The organism is Armatimonadota bacterium (assembly GCA_013359125.1).
GTDB lineage: Bacteria > Armatimonadota > Fimbriimonadia > Fimbriimonadales > GBS-DC > JABWCR01.
Window position 1 is genome coordinate 67,090 of sequence record JABWCR010000009.1, and the last position, 20,060, is coordinate 87,149.

The following is a 20,060-nucleotide window of genomic DNA, read 5'->3' on the forward strand; positions in this document are numbered from 1 at the left end:
GGTTAGCATCCCAAACCAAAATTGCTCAGCACGGTCGCCAGATCGCTGTCGTCCACCACGCCGTCGCCGTTGACATCTTCGCCGCACCCAGTGCAGCTCGTACCAAACGCCGACAGCACGCTCGCCAGATCGACGTCGTCCACGCAACCGTCGCCGTTCGTGTCGCCCGGCACGCCGCGAGGCCCGGTATGGATCGAGCCGTCGAACCCCCGCCTCGATCCGCTGCCGCCGCCAAGCGATTCCACAACGCCCGTAAACGTGTTCGTGTCGTAGTAAAGCGCGATCCGACCGCCGCCGCCGCCGCCGCCGTTGCCATCGCCGTTAGCGCCGCCGTTCGCTCGAATGAAACCAACGCCCGCTATTTCTCGCGCCGAAACCCAGATGCTGCCGCCCGATCCCGCGCCGCCGTTGCAACTGCTGTTGTTGCCGCTCGATTCAAGACGGCCATCGACCGTAAACCGACCGGCGATGGTCAATCGCAAAGCGCCGCCGCCATAACCGGGCGGACACCCGCCGTTCGACCCGCCGCCGCCGCCGCTGCCCAAGTCTATTGGCTGCTGTGCCGACCCGTAGCTTTGACCGCCGGCCCAATCTCGACCGTTCGCGCCGCGACCGCCATATCCGGCTCCGCCGCCGCAACAATCCACCTCGCTGCCCAAACCGCGGCCGAGGCCGGACCGATGCCCAAAACCGCGGCCTGTGGTCGAGATCCAGCCGCCCTCTTCTACCAACACATCGCCGCTGATCATGAGGTGGGTGTGCTCTTCGGCCGATTGCCCCGTCAACCTGGGCGGATGCGAAAGAGAGGCGCCGCGCCTCACGATCACATCGGCGTCGATCGTCTGCGTGCCGGAAAAGTCTGCAGAACTTCCAGTGAACCCGCCATTATCCAAAATCAACTGCGCGCGCTGGCTGCCCTGCTTCATGTATATCGTGCCCGCGCCGCCGCGTCGAATAGACTCGCACCCGGTATAGCCGCCGAACGCCTGAATCTGACCGGTAAAGTCGGACCCGCCATAATAGATCGCCATTCGACCGCCGCCGCCGCCGCCCGCGCGATCGCCGTCGCATATAGAACTCACGTTGCCGCCGAGAGTCTGGATCGAGCCCGTACCGGCCAGGTGTCCCACGTTCAGCCACAAACTGCCGCCCGAGCCGCCGCCCCCCCAGTTGGAGAAGCACGTCCCGCCGTTCGCCGATAACCGACCATCCACGCGCAATTGGCCCGCGACCACTAACTTTAATGCGCCGCCGCCCGCTCCGGGCGGATTGTTGTCGTTATCCCCGGCGCCACCGCCGCTGCCTAAGTCCATCGGCTCCGTCATCGAACCATAGCACTCGCCCGCATTGTGCAAAGCGCCGTTGCTTCCTCGACCGCCATAACTGCCTCCGCCGCCTCGGTGCGATTCGCGCGGACCAAGCCCTGCGCCTGGACCAAGCCGACCGGTATACCCTCTCGCATCGACATGCACAAACGCGCCCTGTTCGATCACAAAGTTGCCAGTTACATGGATCTGCAATCGCTCGGCGTTCGTCTGCCCCTGCGGCTTCGCCGGATGGGTCAAAATCGCGCCTTGGCGCACCAGCACATCGCAATCCCAGTTCTGGATGCCTTGAAACTCGGTACCCGCGCCCGTATAGCCGCCGTTGTCAATAATCAGTTGCGCCCGCTGGCCCGTCTGCTTCAGCAAGATCGTGCCCGCGCCGCCGCGACGATTGGTAACGCATCCGGTATACCCGCCAGCGGCCTCAAACGATCCCAAGAACGTCGAACCGCCATAATAGATCGCCATCCGCCCGCCGCCGCCGCCGCCCGCGCGATCGCCATCGCATATAGAACTCACGTTGCCGCCTAAAACCTGCATAGACCCAGACCCGCTCAACTGCCCAACGCTAATCCACAGGCTGCCGCCCGAGCCGCCGCCCCCCCAGTTGGAGAAGCACGTCCCGCCGTTCGCCAAAATCCGCCCGTCTACCTTCAACTGCCCGCCGACTGTCAGCCTTAGCGCGCCGCCGCCCGCTCCCGGAGGATCGACGCCATTGTTCCCGGCCCCTCCGCCGCTGCCCATCTCCGTCGGTTCTGTGATCGAGCCGTAGCAATCGCTCGTGCCGAACAGCGCCCCGTTTCCGCCACGCCCGCCATGGCTGGCGCCGCCTCCGCGAGTATCGGTCGATGCGCCCAATCCTCTTCCAGGGCCGCTCCTGGCTGGATAGCCTTTCGAAGAGAGATCGATCCGACCGCGCTCCTTTACCTCTACGTCCGTCTCAACGCTTAAACTCAACGGCGCAGCGCCCGTCGTCGTAACAATTCCGTCCACCGTCATCGCGGCGTTCGGCTCGACGGTCAGCTTGTAAAACTGGTGCGACCCGTCGATCGTAACCGTGCAGCCGCGCACAATGATATCCCCGCCCTCATAGGTCAAATCGTTCGGCCCAATGTACGCATTAGAAGTAAACACATACTGCCGCGTCAGCAGCGTAATCCGAACCGCATAGTCGCTGTTCGCATCGGTGTTGTCGCCAAAAAAGTTGTCGTTCGGGCACACAAACAAGTACAAACCGCTTGCCGGCACCTGAATCCGCGTCGAACCGATAGAAAAGTCCTGAGGAATGTCGGTCGGCAGATTCCCCTCCCGCGTGTTGACCGACACAACGTCCAACCCCGCATCGATCGCCCCGGGCACGCGAGCAGGGCTGGAAGGCGGATCCAGATTCCAAGAGTTGCTGAACATCCCCAGCATGTCCGTCCGATTAGCCCCGCTCGACCCGCCGTGATAAGAACCCAAAGACTCGATGAGAACGATGTCGCCCGGCAAAACGCCGATCGCGGGCAGATAAATAGGCACGTTCTCCCATGCGTTGGGGTCGGCGTTGGTGCGCAAATAAGTCTCGCGAGGATCGATCAGAAACGAAATCTGACCCGACGCCAACGGCGACAGACAGCACAGAACGGCCAACAGAGCGAGAAACCGACCTAATGCAAGCGAGTTCATACAAGCCCTCCGATCAACTTCGCACGGAATATTTACCCTCCGCGACGCCGATTCCTTCTTTTTCAAAATCTTCGCCCAAATGGTATACTTTTGTCTACTATTTTCGCCACCCTATTGGGGCTTGCAAGCAGGCCGCCATAGGAGGATGAGGTTGAAACAAGAACAGTTTAGCGAAGTCTGGGGCGTGCTGATCAGCGACCGAAAGTGCGAGTACCCCTACGCCCGAGAAGACACGTTTGAGCGCAAGCTTAAGCGGCACCGAAGCAAGGTCGGCGCGCTTCACGACGATATCGCCGCCTACGATCCGGCCAACTACCTGGAGGCGCGCGAGTTGGCAACCGCCCTTGAGCGCTCCTGCTTGACTCGACATCAGCGAGAGGTCTTTGACCTGTACCTAAACGGAAACACTCTCGAAGAAATCGGACGTCGGTTCGGCATTACCAAACAGGCTGTCTACAAAAATCTCTGCCTGGTCAAAGCCAAAATGCGCCGAGCCTCTCGGCAAAACCCATACACCGGTCTCGCCGACGTCTATCGCTCGGAACTGCGCCGAACTTCAGGCAGAATCGGACGCAAGATATGCCGTTAATCGCCTACAAACCGCCCTTAAGCAGATAGAGCAGTCCGACCTGATCGGACTGGCTCCAACGCTCGGTGCACTGCCCGTTGGCCATCTTAAACACGGAAATGCCTTGAAACCGCACGCTTTTACCCGTTGCCGCAATGCCCATAAACTCGCCTTGGTGCCGGCCCGACACGTTAAAAACAACCGCCAGCCGATCGCCCGACGCGATCAGTTCGATAATCTCGATCTGAGAACCGGGAAATGCCGACCAAAACATCTGGTAAAAGCCCACAATTCCGTCATATCCGGTCGGCGGGTCAAAATGCATGACGACCTCCGGGCTATAGAACGACAGATAGCCCGGATAGTCGCCAGAGTTCCAACATTCGACCGCGCGACGAAGCGCGATCGCGTTCCTTGTTTCCGAGTCCAATCTCAGCCTGCGGGCGTATAGACCCAAAACGTCGCGCCGTGCGGATCGGACAAGAGAGCCATCCGTCCGATACCGGGCAGATCCATAGCCGGCACCATTAAACTGCCTCCCATGCTGACAGCCTTGTCGACTTTGGCGTCAACGTTGTCCACGGCGATATAGATCGTCCAATGCGGCGGCACGCCCTCCATTTCGGGCGCCTGCAGCGACATGCAACCGCCGATCGACGTTTCCCCTTTTTTCCACATCGTATACGTGCCGCCGGGCGTTTCCATCTCGCTCGTATCCCAGCCGAACAGCTGCGTGTAGAAGCTCTTCGAACCGCTCACGTCGGGGCTGTACAACTCGTGCCATACGAACGTCTCGCCAACGGCTTTGGTGAAGTCATCCATCTTCCGTCCTCCATGCGTCCTTTGAACGCGCTTTAAGTTAGGTTAACGTTCGACGATCAACCCGCCCCTCCTGCTACGCCGAACGGGAAAAAATCAAGATGTAGCACAATTTTGGGCTCGAATCCGACACGGAAACAGGAGCCGCGGCCCGCTTATCGAACCCATCATCCATGTGGATCCGACGCTGCCAGATCGATTCCGAAGAAGACTCGCCCCTCCCAATCCCAACGCAAATCGTCTCTAACGAAGAGTTCATACCGCCGCCTCAATCGCCCCAACAAAGGGAGATGGCCGCAAGAGCCCTCCAAATGGCCGCCGAGAAAGCCGCAAAGCTAGGCATGACCCGGCGACAGTTCTTGCGCACGGGCGGCGGCATGGCCGTCTCGCTTATCGCCATGAACCAAGTCTTCGGCGACAGTTTCAGAGTCTCGATGGAAGAAGCCGACGACCCAGACGCCTTTGCCGCAAACGAGCCTCAAAACCAATTCATCTTCGACGTGCAGACGCACCACGTGGACGTAGAAAGCGAGTGGTATTCAAAAACGCCCGAAGGCAACCTGTCCGCCAACTTCTTCCGCACCTTCCGACCCTCGGCCAAATCGACCAAAGAGGCGCTCGAATTGCTCAACCGAGACCATTACGTCAAAGAGATCTTTATGGACTCCGATACCAAAATGGTCATCGTCAGCGGCGTGCCCACGGCTACCTGGGACGCCAACCCCTTGCCGCCCGACCGCATGGTCGCCACGCGCAAGCACGTCAACGACTTGGCCGGGAGCAAACGCGCCCTTAGCCACGGCCTCATCCGCCCAAATCTGGGCGGCAAGGAGCTCGAAGAACTCGAACGCCAGGTCAAAGAGCTGAAAATCGACGCTTGGAAAGTCTATACCGGCGCCGAGACGGGCAAGAACGCCTGGTGGATGGACGACGAGAAAGTCGCCTACCCCTTCTGGGCGCTTACGGAGAAGTTGGGCGTCAAGAACGTCTGTGTGCACAAGGGTCTGCCTCTCGGCGTCTTCAATGAAGAGCATTGCAAACCGAAAGATCTGATTAAGGCCGCCAAGGACTTTCCCAACCTCAACTTCATCGCCTACCACTCTGGGTTCAGAGGCTTTCGCCCCCTACGACCCCGCGAAGGCGAGGCGACCGACCCGGCCTACATCGCTTGGACCAGCGACCTGGTCAAAGACCTCAAGGACAATCCGAAGGTCAAAAACGTCTACTTTGAGCTCGGCGCCACCTTCGACATGACCAGCGCCTATCAGCCCGAAGTCTGCATGCACCTCTTGGGACAGATGCTCCAAGTCCCCGATGGCGAAAACCGCATCCTTTGGGGCACCGACAGCATCTGGAACGGCAGCCCCCAGAGCCAGATCGTCCGCCTGCGCCGCATCAAGATCAAGGACGAACTGATCGAAAAGCACAAATACCCCCAACTGACCGATGCCATCAAGGACAAAATCCTGGGCCTCAACGCCGCGCGCCTCTTTGGCATCGATCCCCAAGAATCCATGAAATCGATCAAAGAGGACAAGCTGACCAAAAAGCGCGCGGCCTACTTGGAAGACCCTCAACCGTCCAATGCGCGATACGGCTGGGTCTGGAAGTCAGAGCCCGGCCGCCGGCCCAACCAAAAATTCGGCGGCTAGTCTCCAGCGCGAGGCGACCAAGGACCGATCGGATAATTATCGTCCGGTCCGCACCAAATCGGATAGATCCACATGGCGGCCGTAACTCGCGCCTGCTCTTCCGTGCCCCGATAGACGCACTTGTGCCACTTGCTGTGACCGTCAACAAAGAGAAAGTTTGCGCCGCCCATGTGGCCGCACCAGGTCTCGTTCGTTTGCGTGCAATCGATGTCGGTATCGCCAGCGGCCAAAGCGCCCTGTCCGCCGCCTTTGTTTCTGATCTCTAACATAAAGAAAGAGGTGGACGGCTCCTCCCAAGCCCCAAAGAAAGGATCTTTGAAAATATGCTCGGAGACGGCGTAGCTCAGCCACAGTTCGTATCGGCGCGTAGCCGGGTTCATGGTAACGTTCCATTCGGCCAACGGCCGCGTGCCGGTCAACTCGACATAGGTCGGATTGCTGGGACAGTTGAAGAAATTATCCTTATTGCCCGTCTTCTCACCGACCTTCATCTTTGTGTAAGGCATCAATAGGTACATCCACCAATCTTCCTGCCAGGTGCGGGCGGTTCCGCTCAAAGACCGCTCGTGGCTGAAGAACATCTCATTGTAATCCTGCATGTACATCTGCGAGGCGAGCCCGATCTGCTTCTGATTGGACAGGCATAGAGTCTGCCGCGCCTTCTCCCGCGTCTGAGCGAACACGGGGAACAAGATACCGGCCAGTATTGCAATGATGGCGATCACGACGAGCAGTTCGATCAACGTGAATCCCTTTTTCATAGACGTCCTCCTTGACGGCCACAGGTTACCAAGCAAGCCGTTAAGCCTTTGTTAAGTTCGCCCTCCTTTAATCGCATCTTAACTTGCCCAGCGGTAGCCTCACAGACAGTCAGCTCCGCTGACAATCGAAACGGAGGGTTTCTAAAAATGATCAAGAATTGCTGGGCGCCTTTGGCGATGGTCGCACTGATCGCAACCTCGCAGGCGCAGCTGAGAATGTCCGAGACGTGCGTCAATCCCCCAGGCTCCCCCGATGTCGGCCGCGAGTATGTTGAAATCCGAAGCTCGCAGCCCAACTACGATCTGACCAACGTCTGGGTGATCGGCATCGATGGAGAGGGCGAGTTCAACCCGGGCAACATCCACTGGGCCGTCCCGTTGCGCGACGACAACGGCAACTGGCTGAGCACAGGTTCCAACGGTCTGTTCCTGCTTCGAGACTCGGCCGTCATGCTTCTGCCCGAGGCTTCGCCCGATACCACTGTCTTAGTGGCGAACGACGGCTTTACCCTTGCAGGCATGGGCAACGACTCCTATACGGTCGCAATAGTCTGCAACTTTACGGGCCAAGTCGGCGACGACGTCGACACAAACGATGACGGCGTTATCGACAATCCGCTTTGGGATCGCGCCTTCGACGCGATCGGTTGGCTCGACGGAGACAACACCATGCCGGGCGTTACCGACCGCGTCTATGCGACCGCTTTGAACGGAATAGAAGTTCCCGAATCCGCTAGGCAGCGAGCTGACGGAAGCATTTGGGAGCCGGACGGGCTCTATTGGTTCGGCGGCGACAACTGGATCGCTTGTGACACCGGTCGCGCCTCAGGCGCGGGCGACTTCGGGCCGTACTCTTTTAACGCGACGAATCGCGTGGTCAACGGCACGCTCCCAATAGGCGCAGCCCCCAACCCCGGTAACGACAACCTCGGCATGAAGGCCCCCGTCGCTGGCGATGTCAACTTCGACGGATGCGTAGACGATGTCGATCTGGCTATCGTGCTCGAATCGTTCGGCATGTCCGGCTGCAAACTTCCCGCCGACTTCAATGGCGACGGAGTGGTCGATGACTCCGATCTAGCTCTGACCCTGGCCAATTTCGGGGCCGGATGCTGATTTAACAACCCATGACTCGCCGCGGATACTCCTCGGTCCAGGCGCGTCCCTCCCCAAACTCTCCCTGGAACAGCCGCCAAGCTCCAGGGAGAGCCTCGATGACCTCCGCAGAGCCGCTTGAGCAAGCAAGCCTTGCCAAGATTGACTCTGAGAACGCTCGTTAAGGTTGAATCAACGCTTTGCGATTTAACCTCCGCTGAACCCTTTCCGGGATAGAATCGATGCGTCGTTAGGGGCTACGTTCAGCGAAGTCCGTCTGCGTTTAAGTAAAGGAGGGGGCGGCGCGGGCGGATTGCCCGCGCCGCTTTTTTCTTAAGGTCGCTCTCAGACTGCCATCTCGGTCTGCCTCAGGCTTAAGCGGCGACGCGTACAGGGAACAAACGCTATCCCTCGCAGCCGAGGCCGAAGTTGTGGAGGAGCTCTTCTAAGTCCCTCCCGTCGACAATGCCGTCGGCGTTCAGGTCGAGCGAGGGGTCGGCCGTGCCGTAGCCTTCCAGCAGTTTGGCCAGGTCGGCGTCGTCGATGCATTCGTCGCCGTTCACGTCCCCCTCGCTAAAGACGGGGAGGATTTTGTACTTGGAGAGGGGAGCGGGGGCGGAGGAGCCGTAGGACATGATGTAGAGATGGCCGCGGTCGTATGTTGACCAGGACACAAGGGCGGATACGGTCAACCATTGGTGCCAGACGGGCCTGAGGTTTCGATCCAATTTGAGCGCCATCTGCCGAAGATTCGCGAAGTTGCCGTCGTAGCCCACGCCGATGCAATATACTGCGCCGCGGGCGTCGCTTAGAAACAGGCCGTAACCCTCCCGTTGATGAATACCGGGCAACGGCAAGGGTTGGCCGCGGACGACCTGTCCCGTCTCCTTATCAATGTGCAACAGGACGCGAAACCCGCTTTGGTCGTTCCAGACCGCCATCAGGCGGTCGAGCGGATCGAACCACACGCGAAAGCTGGAGGCCGAGAGCGAATCGGTCGGCTCGAAGGAAGTGTGCCACAACTGCCCCGCATAGGCGTCGAAGCCAAATAGGTGGTTGCGCCAGCCGTCCGGCCCTAGGGCAAACAGTCCGGCATAGACCTCGTGAGAGTTGCGAAGAGCCAGCATGCTGCTCCCTGCAGCGCCTTCGATCGAATCGGGCAGCAAGGCTTGAGAGTTCAGAAGTGTGCCATTATGATCATAGACGACCAAGTAAGGAAAGGTTCTACTGTTGACGTAGGCTCGCGGAATCCTCGCGATGATGGAGTCCGTCGTTCTGCCTCCTCCGCCCAAGTAGATGAGAGCGGTCAAGGGCCGATAGTCTCGGCGCCAGCGCACGTTCAAATCGTGATCGATCGAGAGCGTAATGATGCGCAGGTTCCACCAACTGGTCATCAGAGCCAAGGTGTCGTTCGGTCCGCGCCTGACTTCGACTGTGTCAGGATTGGTGTCGGGCACGAACAGGGATCGAATGTATTCGCCGGACGGCGATCGCTTCAGCACAACCGTGCCCAAAGCGCCGCCGACTCTATAGGATCCTGCCGTTACAAAGGAATCGTCGGGCAAGACGACGATCGTCGACAGGTTGCCTCCGCTGCCAATGCTTATCAAGCGAGCCCACAATAGGCGGCCGGACGGAGCGACCTTCGCCATTATCACCGAACTCGAGTAATTGGCCGAGCCGACGAGAAGCAGATTGCCTGCGCGGTCGAACGCTCCGTCTTCGATGATGGTGCCGCTGCCGGAAGGGGGCGCGTGCCATTGAAGTCTCAGTTGGGCGTTCGCGACGCCGACTGAAAGAAGGACCAAACAAGCGAAAACTCGGATCATGATCGCATTCCCATTGTTTGCGGACACCGGGGGCGGCGAAAGCCGCCTCCAAGCCAGTTCGTCATCGGTCTCCCCGGCGGCCTAGGTTGCGCAGCGCGATCTCGACGTCGGCGGCGTCGACCTGGCCGTCCTTGTTCAGATCGGCTTGCAGAAACTCGCCGTTTCGACGGTCGCTCTGTCTGCCGATCTGGGCGGTCGCCAGCGCAAGGTCGGCCGAATCGACGACGTCGTCGCCGTTAGCGTCGCCCGAACGGAGCGCCACGAAGGCGCGAGCGCCCGGACCCAGATCGGCCTCGAACCGCTTGCCTAGATAGCCCTGCTGGGGCGGAATGTAGAACTCGTAGCGGCCCGTCGGCAGCGTCGAATAGAGCGGCGATCGCGCCAAGCCGTCCGGACCGACGCCCGTGATCGACAGGCGGTAGACCCGGAGCAAGAGGCCGCTCGCGCGGTCGCGCGCTTGAACTTCCACGGGCGGCATGGACAGTTCGCGCCATGCCGGCGCGTCAAGCGCCTCTTCCTCGGTCAGTTCGGACTCGCCTTCAGAGCCTTCGAACTGAAACTCCATCTCGCCGGGCTCCTCGATATCGCACTGAGGAAAAACGACCGGCTTCGCGCGGACCCACGTCGCAATCGAGGGCACGCCCGCCGTGTCGACCAAAAACAGCATGTACCATCCCGGCGGCGCGACGTGAGGCGACCAAGGCATCGTAACCGTCAGCGTGCCGGACGAGTCTTGCGAGCCCGTGGAAGGCGAGAAGTTCAGCCGCACCAGTCGCTGGTCGAAGTCGACCGAATGGGTCACCGAGCCGGGTCGAACCAGGTGCGCCGACTGAATCTGTCGGCCGCTCGGCAGCGCATAGCTCACGCCGATCGTTTGGCCGTAATCCGCCTCTTCCAGCGTTTGGGCCGTGATCCGAGGGCGGTCCGTCGAGTCGTCGATCCGAACGTGCTGGCCTTCGACCACCTTGAACAGGTAGGGCGGCGAAAAGATTGTCGGATAGAGATTGCGCGCGCGGCGATGACGATCCCGGGGATCGACTCCGCCCGGCCAGGGCGCCCCAGTGTTCCAATAGGCATCATCGCCCTCGTGCGAGTCCATGTCCGTGCCCGTCGCTAAAATTCGACCGTCGGGCAACAGGATCATGGTGGAATGGTACATCCGGGCGCCGTCGGGAGTTAGAAGTCCTCGGTTGTAATCGTTCGCATGGGTCTCGTTATGAAGGGGGAAAGTCTGGTCGATGTCCGCGTTCGACATCGGCTCCATCGCGCTCCACGTCGCCCCGGTCCAACCTCCGCCCGAAACGCTCGGCTTGACGAGATCGGACTCGTATCGAACGTGCTGACCCATCTGCCATGCGCAGCCGGCGTCGTTGGCATGCTTCATGCCGCCGCCCACGAACAGATCGCCCGTGGGCAAGAGGACCGCGCTGGGATACTTGGCGCCCGGACGGCCTGGCGGGAAGGAACCCATCGGCGCGGAAGCGGTCTTTGTATGGTGAGAGCCCGCATGATCCGCGCTGTGCTCGTACGTGTAGACTCTGGCGAAGTCGTCTCCGGCGTGGGGCGCGCAGGCCTGGTTTCCGCCAATCCGTGCGACTTGGTTAAGCGTCTGGCCTGCGACGCTCTGTGGGTTGGACGAGCCGTCTCTGCGCGGTAGCAGCACGGTCGCCAAGCCGCTCCGCGTGATCGTCGGATAGGCGGTTTCGCCCGGGCCGTTGCCGACCTTTCGCTTCCAGTCCCATGCGCTCTGCTCCGGCGCGCACCCTGGAACTTTCTGATGGGAGTTGAGCACGTAGACGGGATAGAGCGGGCCGTTGTAGGTCGCTCGGGAGGTCGCTTGACCCTGGCCGTCCAGGAAGCTGACCAGGTGAAGCCGAGGATACTCGTTGCCCAGCGCGGGCCGCTCGTCGTTGACGTTAAAGTTTGTAAACCAGTGCGGCGGCGAGCACGAGTCGTCCTTGTCGAGGAAGTAAGTCGTCAGTTGGTTCGTGTGAGGATGGTAAAGGTCGTAGTTTCTGGTGAAGCGAGGCTTGCCGGTTGTTTGATCGACGCAGTAGAACGAGCCTCCAGTATTGTCGATGCCGCCGACAACGAGCGCCGAGCCGTCCTGCAAGAGGAGCGGCGAGGCGTACCATCGCTTTTCGGACATGGTCGGAAGAGTATCCGGCGACGGCGCCGCCGAACCTTTCCAGCCGGCTTGATTCAGGTAGTTGTTCGTCGATGAGAAGTTTCGCCACTGCTCGACATTGTAAGCAAAGAGGGAATAGAGCCCGTGCGTGGGTTCGTTATGCCCCGGCGGATGGTAGCTGCCGCCCGCCACAAAGAGTCTGCCGTCGTCGAGAACCGTGTGGCCGCTGCAGAAGAGATTAGAGGACCAGGCGAATGCTTGAAACTCCGAGTGGTTCTCGACTTGCCAATCCCTCGAATAGCCGATGAATCCAAACATATGGCGCTGGGCAGCGTTTGGATAGAGCGCTTTGTCCCAAGCATGCCGCCACAAGAGGTGGGCGTTCCAACTGTGGGTGTAGACGGTCATGGTCTCGAACGGCCTTGACTGATCCCCGCGACCGATGAGCATGACCGTTCCACGGCCCTCTTGCTGGCCGCCCGATTCGGGCAAAGTCAGCCTGCCGGGCAAAAGCACGGCGTGCACGCCGAAGGTGTCTCGAATCTCTCGCGCGCGCTCGCGAGCGCCGGCCAAACTGACGCTCTCGGCCGATTCAAAGTCGCGAAAGGGGCTTGAGGCGTCGTTGTACGGCGCGAACAAGGAGGTCGTGAAGCCCCAGTGGTGCTCGCGCCACCTGACCGGGCGCGGATTGAGGGTCGTGCCTTCCATGTAGTCGAAGGGCGAGTTGTAGTAGCCGTGATAGAGAAAGTCCCACTTGCCCGTCGTGCCGTACAGGTTTTGCCCAGGGGCTTGAGGGGGCTGGGAGAGGAAAAGAACGGCAAGCGCACAGAGGACGGTCAGCTTAAGCCTCCGAGCGGTCGGAGCGCGATGATAAGCGCGCAAAGACTGGTCGGAGGATGCGTTGCGTTGCGTTGCGTTGAAGACGTTAGCATGTCCAGAAACCTCCTGTTTAGATTGTAACCCGATTCTTTCGATCCTGGTAAAGCTATTCCTTCTAACACTTTCTTGACATAACCCAGCTCAGATCTAGCCTGGCTTTAAGCTTTTGTAAAGGTTCCTACGCAGAGCAACCCTTTAACGCGCCGTTAACGGTAGCGCCGGTAGGCTAAGAAGTGTGAACATAGAGAGAATTGAATCCATGACTCGCCGCGGACACTCCTCGGCCCCGGCGCGTCCCTCCCCAAACTCTCCCTGGAACAGCCGCCAAGCTCCAGGGAGAGCCCCAATTATCCCTTCTTCTCGTGCGCGGGCCGGGCGATGATCTTTAATTGCGAACCGACATACGGATAGTGTCGCCGGATCGCGTTTTCTAAATACCTAATGTACGAAAAGTGCGCCAGCTCCTCGTCGTTCACAAACAGCACGATCGTTGGCGGTCGCACCGCAGGCATCGTCGCATAGTAAACCTTCAAAATCCGCCCGCGCCTTGAGAGCGGTCGCTCGAATATCGCCTCTTGGATAATCGTGTTCAATTCGCCTGTGCCGATCCTAAAGGCCGCGGCGTCCGCCGCCTCCATCGCCGTATCGAGCATCGCCCCAATGCCAGTGCGCTTTAGAGCCGAAACGAAGCAGACCGGCGCATAGGCAAACGACGGCGACTGCTCGCGCATCATCGTCGCAAAATCCTGCTTGACCGCGCTCCTCTTTCTTGGCTGGCCGTCCGGCGGCTCGATCAAGTCCCACTTGTTGACCGCCCATACGATCGCCTTGCCGCCGTCGTGCGCGTACTGCGCCACCCGTTTATCCCCGTGCGTGATCCCCTGTTGCCCGTCGATCACCACAACCGCCGCGTCCGCGCGCTGGATTGCTCGTTCTGCCCGCAACTGCGCGTAATACTCCAGCGTGCGCTGCACCTTGCCGGGCCTTTTCAAACCGGCAGTGTCGATCAATGTCAGGGACTGCCCTTTCCACTCAAAGGCCGTATCGACCGCATCTCGCGTCGTGCCCGGAATCTCCGATACGATCGCCCTCGCCTCGCCCAAAACCGCGTTCAGCAACGACGATTTTCCAACGTTCGGACGGCCAACGATCGCGATAGGCAGATTGTCGCTCAGGTCTTCTTCGAACGGCACTTCCGGCGCGCGCTCGAATATCGCGTCGAGAACTTCGGCCACCCCATGCCCGTGCATAGACGAGACAGGCATTGGAGCCCCAAGCCCCATCGCATGAAAGTCTGCCGCCACCATCGCCCATCGATCCGGGGCGTCCGCCTTGTTCACCAACAGCAACACCGGCTTTCGACCCTTGCGAAGCATATCGGCCACTTCCAGATCGGCCGGATGGATACCCTCCTTGCCGTCCACCAAGAAAAGGATCAGATCGGCCTCGGAAATCGCGATCTCGGCCTGCACGCGCACCTGCTCGATCAAGGGATCGTCCTCGCCGAACAGGATGCCGCCCGTATCGATCACGCCGTAAGCCTTGTCCTGCCATTCCGCTTCGTGATAGAGCCGATCTCGGGTTACTCCCGGCGTATCCTCGACGATCGCCGCTCGCTTGCCGATCAGGCGGTTAAAAAGAGTGGACTTGCCCACGTTCGGGCGGCCCACAATCGCCACAACGGGCGGTCGCGTCTTGGCAGGGGCAGAGGTTTCCATTAGGCGGCGATCGATACCATCCTTTCTATGGCCAGCCTCGCCTTGTCGGCGATCTCCTTCGGCACGGTAACCTCGTAAACGTCGTCCCTCAGCGATCGATAAAGCTTCGGCAGGTTGATGGTCTTCATGTATTGGCAAATCGCATCGGCCTTAACCGGCAGAAAAGTCTTGCCCGGCGCCGCCTTTTGAAGCTGATGCAGGATGCCCACTTCGGTCGCGACCAGCGTAACCGGCTGGCTCGTCTCCTTGGCATGTCGCACCATTCCGCCCGTGCTCAGCACAAACGTCCGATCCTTGGGCAAGTCGCCTTCCGCCAGCGCCGTCATGCATTGCGACACGCAACCGCACTCGGGATGGATCAAAAAATCGGCGTCGGGATGCTTCTCCATCATCTCCATCACGCGCTCCGGTCGAAAGCCCGCATGGACATGGCACTCGCCCGGCCACAAATGCATCTTGCGGCCCGTAACCCTTTGCACATAGTATCCGAGGAACATATCGGGCAGGAACAGTATCTCCCTGTCCTCAGGAATCGATTGCACGACCTTGGCGGCGTTGCTCGATGTGCAGCAGTAATCCGACTCGGCCTTCACCTCGGCGTCGGTGTTGACGTAGGCCACCACGACCGCGCCCGGATGCTCGGCCTTCCATGCCCGCAGCTGTTCCGCCGTGATCGTTGCCGCCAACGAACAGCCAGCCTCCAGATCGGGAATCAGCACCCGCTTGTCCGGACACAAGACGGCCGCCGTCTCCGCCATAAAGTGCACGCCGCAGAACACGATCAGCCTCGCCTCCGTACGAGCAGCCTCTTGGCTCAGCTGCAACGAATCGCCCACGAAGTCGGCTATATCCTGAATATCTGGAATCTGGTAGTTGTGCGACAGAATCACCGCCTGCCGTTCGATTCTTAATGTGTTGATGCGCTCGATCAACTCGTCCCGCGAAAGATGGGGGATATCGCTGTCTTCTTCGATGGCGCGCGAGGCCGCCGTGTAGAGAGGTCGCCCCGTCTCGGTTTTCATGATTCTCCTCGTGCTCTTTGCGACGAACAGCCCGGGCAATCCGAGCGGGGATGTTGTCCGCCGCGAATGTGGTTTACGCCTAATTCTACCCTAAAGCAGGCCCAACTCTAACTTCGCCTCGTCGGTCAACAGGTCGGGGGTCCAGGGCGGGTCCCAAACCAGTTCGACCACCACGTCCCGCACGCCCTCGACCTCTCGGACGTGCTGCTCCACCTCTCCCGGCAACGATCCGGCCACCGGACAGGCGGGCGTCGTCAGCGTCATCTGCACGTGCACGTCGCCCTCAGCCTTCACATCCACGTCGTAGATCAACCCTAGGTCATAGATGTTGATCGGGATTTCGGGATCATAGATCTGATGCAGCGCTTCCACAACGTTGTTTCGCAATACGACGGTATCTAATCCAGACATTCCTTTACTCCGTGGTTACCCGTTCGGTCTGATCATGGATCGCCGCCTGTAGCGCGTGCCAAGCCAGGCTGGCGCACTTGACCCGCGTCGGATAAGAACTGATGCCCCCGAAGGCCGCCAGTTTGCCCAGTTCCTCGCCATCCTCGCCAGTCGTGATCAGCCGGTGAAAAATGGCGAACAGCTGATCCACTTCCGAGATCGCCTTGCCCTTCAATGCCTCGGTCATCATCGACGCCGAGGCCTTCGAAATGGCGCATCCGACCGATTCGAAACCGACCGCGCTCAAAGTCTCGCCGTCCACCTGGGCATAGACCGTTATCCGATCCCCGCACAATGGATTGTAGCCGTCCGCCCGACGGTTAAACTCGGCCAACCGGCCATAGTTGCGCGGCGTGCGATTGTGATCCAAGATGGTCTCTTGATAAAGCTCGTCAATCTCGTTCATTAGGCCGTTTTAAGGCGTTCGAACAGCCAACTCTCCAACTGATCGCGGATCGATTCCACCGGTATGCGCTGCACAAGGTCGTTGGCAAAGGCGAAGACCAAGATGCTCTCTGCATCTCGCTTCGGGATGCCGCGCGAACGCAGGTAGAAGAGGGGGTCCTGCTCTAGATAGCCGACCGTCGCGCCGTGCGTGCACTTGACGTCGTCTGCAAAAATCTCGAGCTGCGGCTTCGAGTTGATCTGAGCGTCCTCTGAGAGCAACAGCGCTTGGTTGGTCTGCTTGGCGTCCGTCTTCTGAGCATCCTGCCGCACAAAAATCTTGCCCGTAAAAACGCCCTTGCCGTTTGCGTCCAAAATCCCTTTGTAAAGTTCATGGCTCTGGCAGTTGGGCATCGCATGGTCGATCGAGGTGAAGTTGCCGACCAACTGATCCTGCCCGGCAAAGTACAAGCCGTTCAAGGTGCAATCGATGTTTTCGCCGTCCAATTTAGCCCCGATGTCTAGCCTTGCCAAGGCCCCGCCAAAGCTGATCGATTGCGACGCGGCAACCGCATCCCGCTCGATGTAAACCCCCATCGACGCCAGGTGAATCGCCTCCAATGACTCTCGCTGGAGCCTGACATGCTCGACATGGGCGTTCGGTGAGACGAAAATCTCCGTAACCGGGCTCGTCCATGTCAAGCCGCTGCTGAGAAACTCTTCGACGATCACGGCCTCGGCCGATTCTTCGGCGATGACCAATGCTCTTGGGAAATTAGCCGTGCCCGCGCCCTGCGAGCGGTAAGCGATCAAAATCGGCTTCTCTATCCGGACGCCCTTGGGAATGTGCACAAACGCTCCGTCCAAAAAGAGCGCCGCGTTCAATGCCGCAAACGCATGGGTCGAAGGAGGCGTTTGAACGGCCAGAAACCGCTCGACCAGATCGGGCATTCGCTCGACGGCCTCTCGCAACGAGCAGACAACAGCCCCGTCGGGCAAATCGCCCGCAACCTCGACGCATCGCCCGTTCACAATCGATAGGCGCGCCGACCACTCGCCTGGAACTGCATCCATCGAACCGTGCGAAGCCAGCCTGAAGTCGTTCTCTTTAAGCACATGGAGCGGCATAAATCGCCAATCCTCCATCTTGGTGGTCGGCAGTCCCTTGCGCTGAAAAACGTCCCAAGCCGAGGCTCGCAATTCCGTCAGCCAACTGGGCTCGGCGCCCAACTGCGACCGGGCATCCTCATAAAGAGAGGCCAACGAACTGTTCTGTTCGGCTACAAGAGTCGTTTCCATTGTCCTAAAGCGCGCTCACCACAGCGCGGCCCGCGTCGATCCAACCATATCCCTTCTCTTCTAACTCCAGCGCAAGCTCTTTGCCGCCCGACTTGACGATCCGCCCGTCCGCCATCACGTGCACATAATCGGGAACGATGTAGTTGAGCAACCGCTGATAGTGCGTAACCACGATGATCGACCGCTCGGGCGAGCGCAGCGAGTTGACACCGTTGGCCACCACCTGAAGCGCATCGATATCAAGACCCGAATCGGTCTCGTCCAATACGCAGAGTTTTGGCTGAAGCACCGCCATCTGGAAAATCTCGTTCCGCTTCTTCTCTCCGCCCGAGAAGCCCTCGTTGACGGGTCGCTTCAGCATCTCGGGGTCCATGTTCAAAAGCGCCATCTGCTTCTTGGCCAGCGCCATAAACTCGACGGCGTCCAACTCTTGCTCGCCGCGATACTTGCGAACCGCGTTGTAAGCCGCCTTCAGAAAGTAGAGATTATTGACCCCGGGGATCTCGACCGGATACTGGAAAGCCATAAACACGCCTTCGGCCGCCCGCTCTTCCGGCTCCATCTCTAAAAGGTCATGGCCGTTGTAGACGATCTCGCCTTCGGCAACCTCGTAATCGTGATGACCGGCGATCACCCTAGCGAGCGTGCTCTTTCCCGAGCCGTTCGGCCCCATGATGGCGTGCACCTCGCCCGGTTCCACCTTCAGGTCGATGCCTTTGAGGATCGTAGCGTCCTCGACCTTGACGTGCAGATTTCTTATCTCAAGCATTCTCTTGATGTCTCCTGTTTGACTTCTATTATCCGACGCTGCCTTCCAAACTGATGCCCAGCAGCTTCTGCGCTTCGACGGCAAACTCCATGGGAAGCTCTCGAAAGACTTCCTTGCAAAAACCGTTCACGATCATGTTGACCGCGTCTTCCGTCGGGATGCCCCGCTGCCGGCAATAAAAAATCTGATCTTCGCCGATCTTCGATGTGGACGCCTCGTGCTCGACGCTGGCAGTCTTGTTCTTCACCTCGATATAGGGGAAGGTATGAGCGCCGCATCGGTCGCCGATCAGCATCGAATCGCACTGCGAATAGTTCCTCGCATTGTCGGCGCCCTTGTTGATCTTGACCAGACCCCGATAAGTGTTCTGACCGCGCCCGGCGGAGATGCCCTTGGAGACGATCGTGCTCCGGGTGTTCTTGCCGATGTGCACCATCTTCGTGCCCGTATCCGCTTGCTGGAAGTTGTTGGTAACCGCAACGGAGTAGAATTCGCCGACGCTTCCGTCGCCTTTGAGGATGCAGCTGGGGTACTTCCAAGTGATGGCGCTACCGGTCTCGACTTGCGTCCAGGTGATCTTGGAGTTGCGTCCTTGGCAAATGCCGCGCTTGGTTACAAAGTTAAAGATGCCGCCCACGCCTTCCTTATCGCCCGGATACCAGTTCTGCACGGTCGAATACTTGATCGTCGCGCTTTCGTGCGCGATCAGCTCGACTACAGCCGCATGGAGCTGATTCTCGTCGCGCATCGGCGCGGTGCACCCCTCCAAGTAGCTAACGTACGCGCCTTCTTCGGCGATGATCAGCGTGCGCTCGAACTGCCCCGTGTTGCGCGCATTGATCCTAAAGTAGGTGGAAAGCTCCATCGGACAGCGCACACCCTTGGGCACGTAGACGAACGAGCCGTCGGTGAAAACAGCCGAGTTGAGCGTGGCGTAGAAATTGTCCGTGTAAGGCACGACCGAACCCAGATACTGACGCACCAGTTCGGGATGCTCTCGAACAGCCTCCGAGAAACTGCAGAAGATGATGCCCAACTCCGAGAGCTTCTCCTTATAGGTCGTAGCGACCGAAACGCTATCGAACACAGCGTCCACCGCGACTCCGGCCAGAAGTTTCTGCTCTTCTAAAGAAATGCCGAGCTTCTCGAAGGTGCGAAGAAGCTCAGGGTCGACTTCGTCCAAACTGCTCAATTGCTTTTTCGGCTTCGGCGCGGCGTAATAGTGAATGTCCTGAAAGTCCGGCTTGGGATACTTGACGTTCGGCCACTCCGGATAATCCATGCTCTGCCACTTGGCGAAGGATTTGAGCCGAAACTCCAACAGCCACTCCGGCTCGCCCTTCTTTTCCGAGATGTGGCGGATGATCTCCTCGTTGAGCCCCTTAGGCGCCAACTCGGCCTCGATCTCGGTCTCGAACCCGTACTTATATTCTTGAGTCGCTAACTCTTCGATGTTGTAGGTAGACGGCGCTCCCATTCAAACCTCCAGCCAGCCTCTCGGTCCGGCTGGATTATTTTACCATGCTAAATAAATTGCCGTCGCCAGTCAGCAACAATAGCCGGGCCCGCTCCTTCTCCATCGTCCCCCCAATCAATCGGGCGCCGGGTCGGGAGATGTCAACCCTTGATCTTGTCGATCAGGGATAGGGTCGCCATCAGGCGGCGGTAGGCTTGCTGGTGCGCTCGGCGGCGGG

16 protein-coding genes are annotated in these 20,060 nt (G+C 59.5%); 3 read left to right on the plus strand and 13 right to left on the minus strand.

Annotation, left to right across the window (positions count from 1 at the left end; genetic code table 11):
• Positions 1–2: 2 nt before the first annotated feature.
• Positions 3–2,993: a hypothetical protein gene (locus HUU60_06055; protein NUL82270.1), complete on the minus strand. Its 2,991-nt coding sequence runs from the start codon at positions 2,991–2,993 to the stop codon at positions 3–5.
• Between the two features lie 145 nt (positions 2,994–3,138).
• On the opposite strand from HUU60_06055, the gene HUU60_06060 reads away from it, so the two are divergent.
• Positions 3,139–3,582 (plus strand): sigma-70 family RNA polymerase sigma factor, encoded by a 444-nt coding sequence (locus HUU60_06060; GenBank protein NUL82271.1) that lies wholly within the window; start codon positions 3,139–3,141, stop codon positions 3,580–3,582.
• 4 nt (positions 3,583–3,586) lie between these two features.
• On the opposite strand, the gene HUU60_06065 is transcribed toward HUU60_06060, so the two are convergent.
• The gene (locus HUU60_06065; protein ID NUL82272.1) at positions 3,587–3,991 is read right to left on the minus strand and encodes an ester cyclase; all 405 of its coding nucleotides are present in this window, start codon (positions 3,989–3,991) and stop codon (positions 3,587–3,589) included.
• A gap of 2 nt (positions 3,992–3,993) precedes the next feature.
• On the minus strand, positions 3,994–4,383 hold the full coding sequence (locus HUU60_06070) for a VOC family protein (GenBank protein NUL82273.1): 390 nt from the start codon (positions 4,381–4,383) through the stop codon (positions 3,994–3,996).
• Positions 4,384–4,691: 308 nt separating this feature from the next.
• Here HUU60_06070 and HUU60_06075 point away from each other — a divergent pair, with 308 nt between their 5' ends.
• Positions 4,692–6,032, plus strand: a complete 1,341-nt coding sequence (locus HUU60_06075; protein ID NUL82274.1) for an amidohydrolase family protein — start codon at positions 4,692–4,694, stop codon at positions 6,030–6,032.
• On the opposite strand, the gene HUU60_06080 is transcribed toward HUU60_06075, so the two are convergent.
• The gene (locus HUU60_06080) at positions 6,029–6,793 is read right to left on the minus strand and encodes a DUF1559 domain-containing protein (GenBank protein NUL82275.1); all 765 of its coding nucleotides are present in this window, start codon (positions 6,791–6,793) and stop codon (positions 6,029–6,031) included. The genes HUU60_06075 and HUU60_06080 overlap by 4 nt on opposite strands.
• A 147-nt stretch (positions 6,794–6,940) precedes the next feature.
• Between HUU60_06080 and HUU60_06085 the strand changes: the two genes are divergently transcribed.
• A complete protein-coding gene (locus HUU60_06085; protein ID NUL82276.1) occupies positions 6,941–7,909 on the plus strand; it encodes a hypothetical protein in 969 nt (322 codons plus the stop codon).
• A gap of 383 nt (positions 7,910–8,292) precedes the next feature.
• Here the strand turns inward: HUU60_06085 and HUU60_06090 are convergent, their stop codons facing one another.
• The 9 genes from HUU60_06090 to sufB form a co-directional block, all read right to left on the minus strand.
• Positions 8,293–9,717 carry a hypothetical protein gene (locus tag HUU60_06090; protein ID NUL82277.1) on the minus strand — a complete coding sequence of 475 codons (1,425 nt, stop codon included), beginning with the start codon at positions 9,715–9,717 and terminating at the stop codon, positions 8,293–8,295.
• 61 nt (positions 9,718–9,778) lie between these two features.
• The gene (locus tag HUU60_06095) at positions 9,779–12,727 is read right to left on the minus strand and encodes a DUF1929 domain-containing protein (protein NUL82278.1); all 2,949 of its coding nucleotides are present in this window, start codon (positions 12,725–12,727) and stop codon (positions 9,779–9,781) included.
• Between the two features lie 344 nt (positions 12,728–13,071).
• Positions 13,072–14,442 (minus strand): ribosome biogenesis GTPase Der, encoded by a 1,371-nt coding sequence (gene der, locus HUU60_06100; GenBank protein NUL82279.1) that lies wholly within the window; start codon positions 14,440–14,442, stop codon positions 13,072–13,074.
• Positions 14,442–15,464 carry a quinolinate synthase NadA gene (nadA, locus tag HUU60_06105; protein ID NUL82280.1) on the minus strand — a complete coding sequence of 341 codons (1,023 nt, stop codon included), beginning with the start codon at positions 15,462–15,464 and terminating at the stop codon, positions 14,442–14,444. Before nadA ends, der begins: the two co-directional genes overlap by 1 nt.
• A gap of 90 nt (positions 15,465–15,554) precedes the next feature.
• On the minus strand, positions 15,555–15,875 hold the full coding sequence (locus HUU60_06110) for an SUF system Fe-S cluster assembly protein (GenBank protein NUL82281.1): 321 nt from the start codon (positions 15,873–15,875) through the stop codon (positions 15,555–15,557).
• 4 nt (positions 15,876–15,879) lie between these two features.
• Positions 15,880–16,320 carry an SUF system NifU family Fe-S cluster assembly protein gene (locus tag HUU60_06115; protein ID NUL82282.1) on the minus strand — a complete coding sequence of 147 codons (441 nt, stop codon included), beginning with the start codon at positions 16,318–16,320 and terminating at the stop codon, positions 15,880–15,882.
• Positions 16,320–17,597, minus strand: coding sequence for a Fe-S cluster assembly protein SufD (sufD, locus tag HUU60_06120; GenBank protein NUL82283.1), 1,278 nt, complete (start codon positions 17,595–17,597; stop codon positions 16,320–16,322). Before sufD ends, HUU60_06115 begins: the two co-directional genes overlap by 1 nt.
• A 4-nt stretch (positions 17,598–17,601) precedes the next feature.
• Positions 17,602–18,366 carry a Fe-S cluster assembly ATPase SufC gene (sufC, locus tag HUU60_06125; GenBank protein NUL82284.1) on the minus strand — a complete coding sequence of 255 codons (765 nt, stop codon included), beginning with the start codon at positions 18,364–18,366 and terminating at the stop codon, positions 17,602–17,604.
• Between the two features lie 28 nt (positions 18,367–18,394).
• Complete coding sequence (gene sufB / locus HUU60_06130; GenBank protein ID NUL82285.1) at positions 18,395–19,843, minus strand: Fe-S cluster assembly protein SufB; 1,449 nt, start codon at positions 19,841–19,843, stop codon at positions 18,395–18,397.
• Positions 19,844–20,060 lie beyond the last annotated feature (217 nt).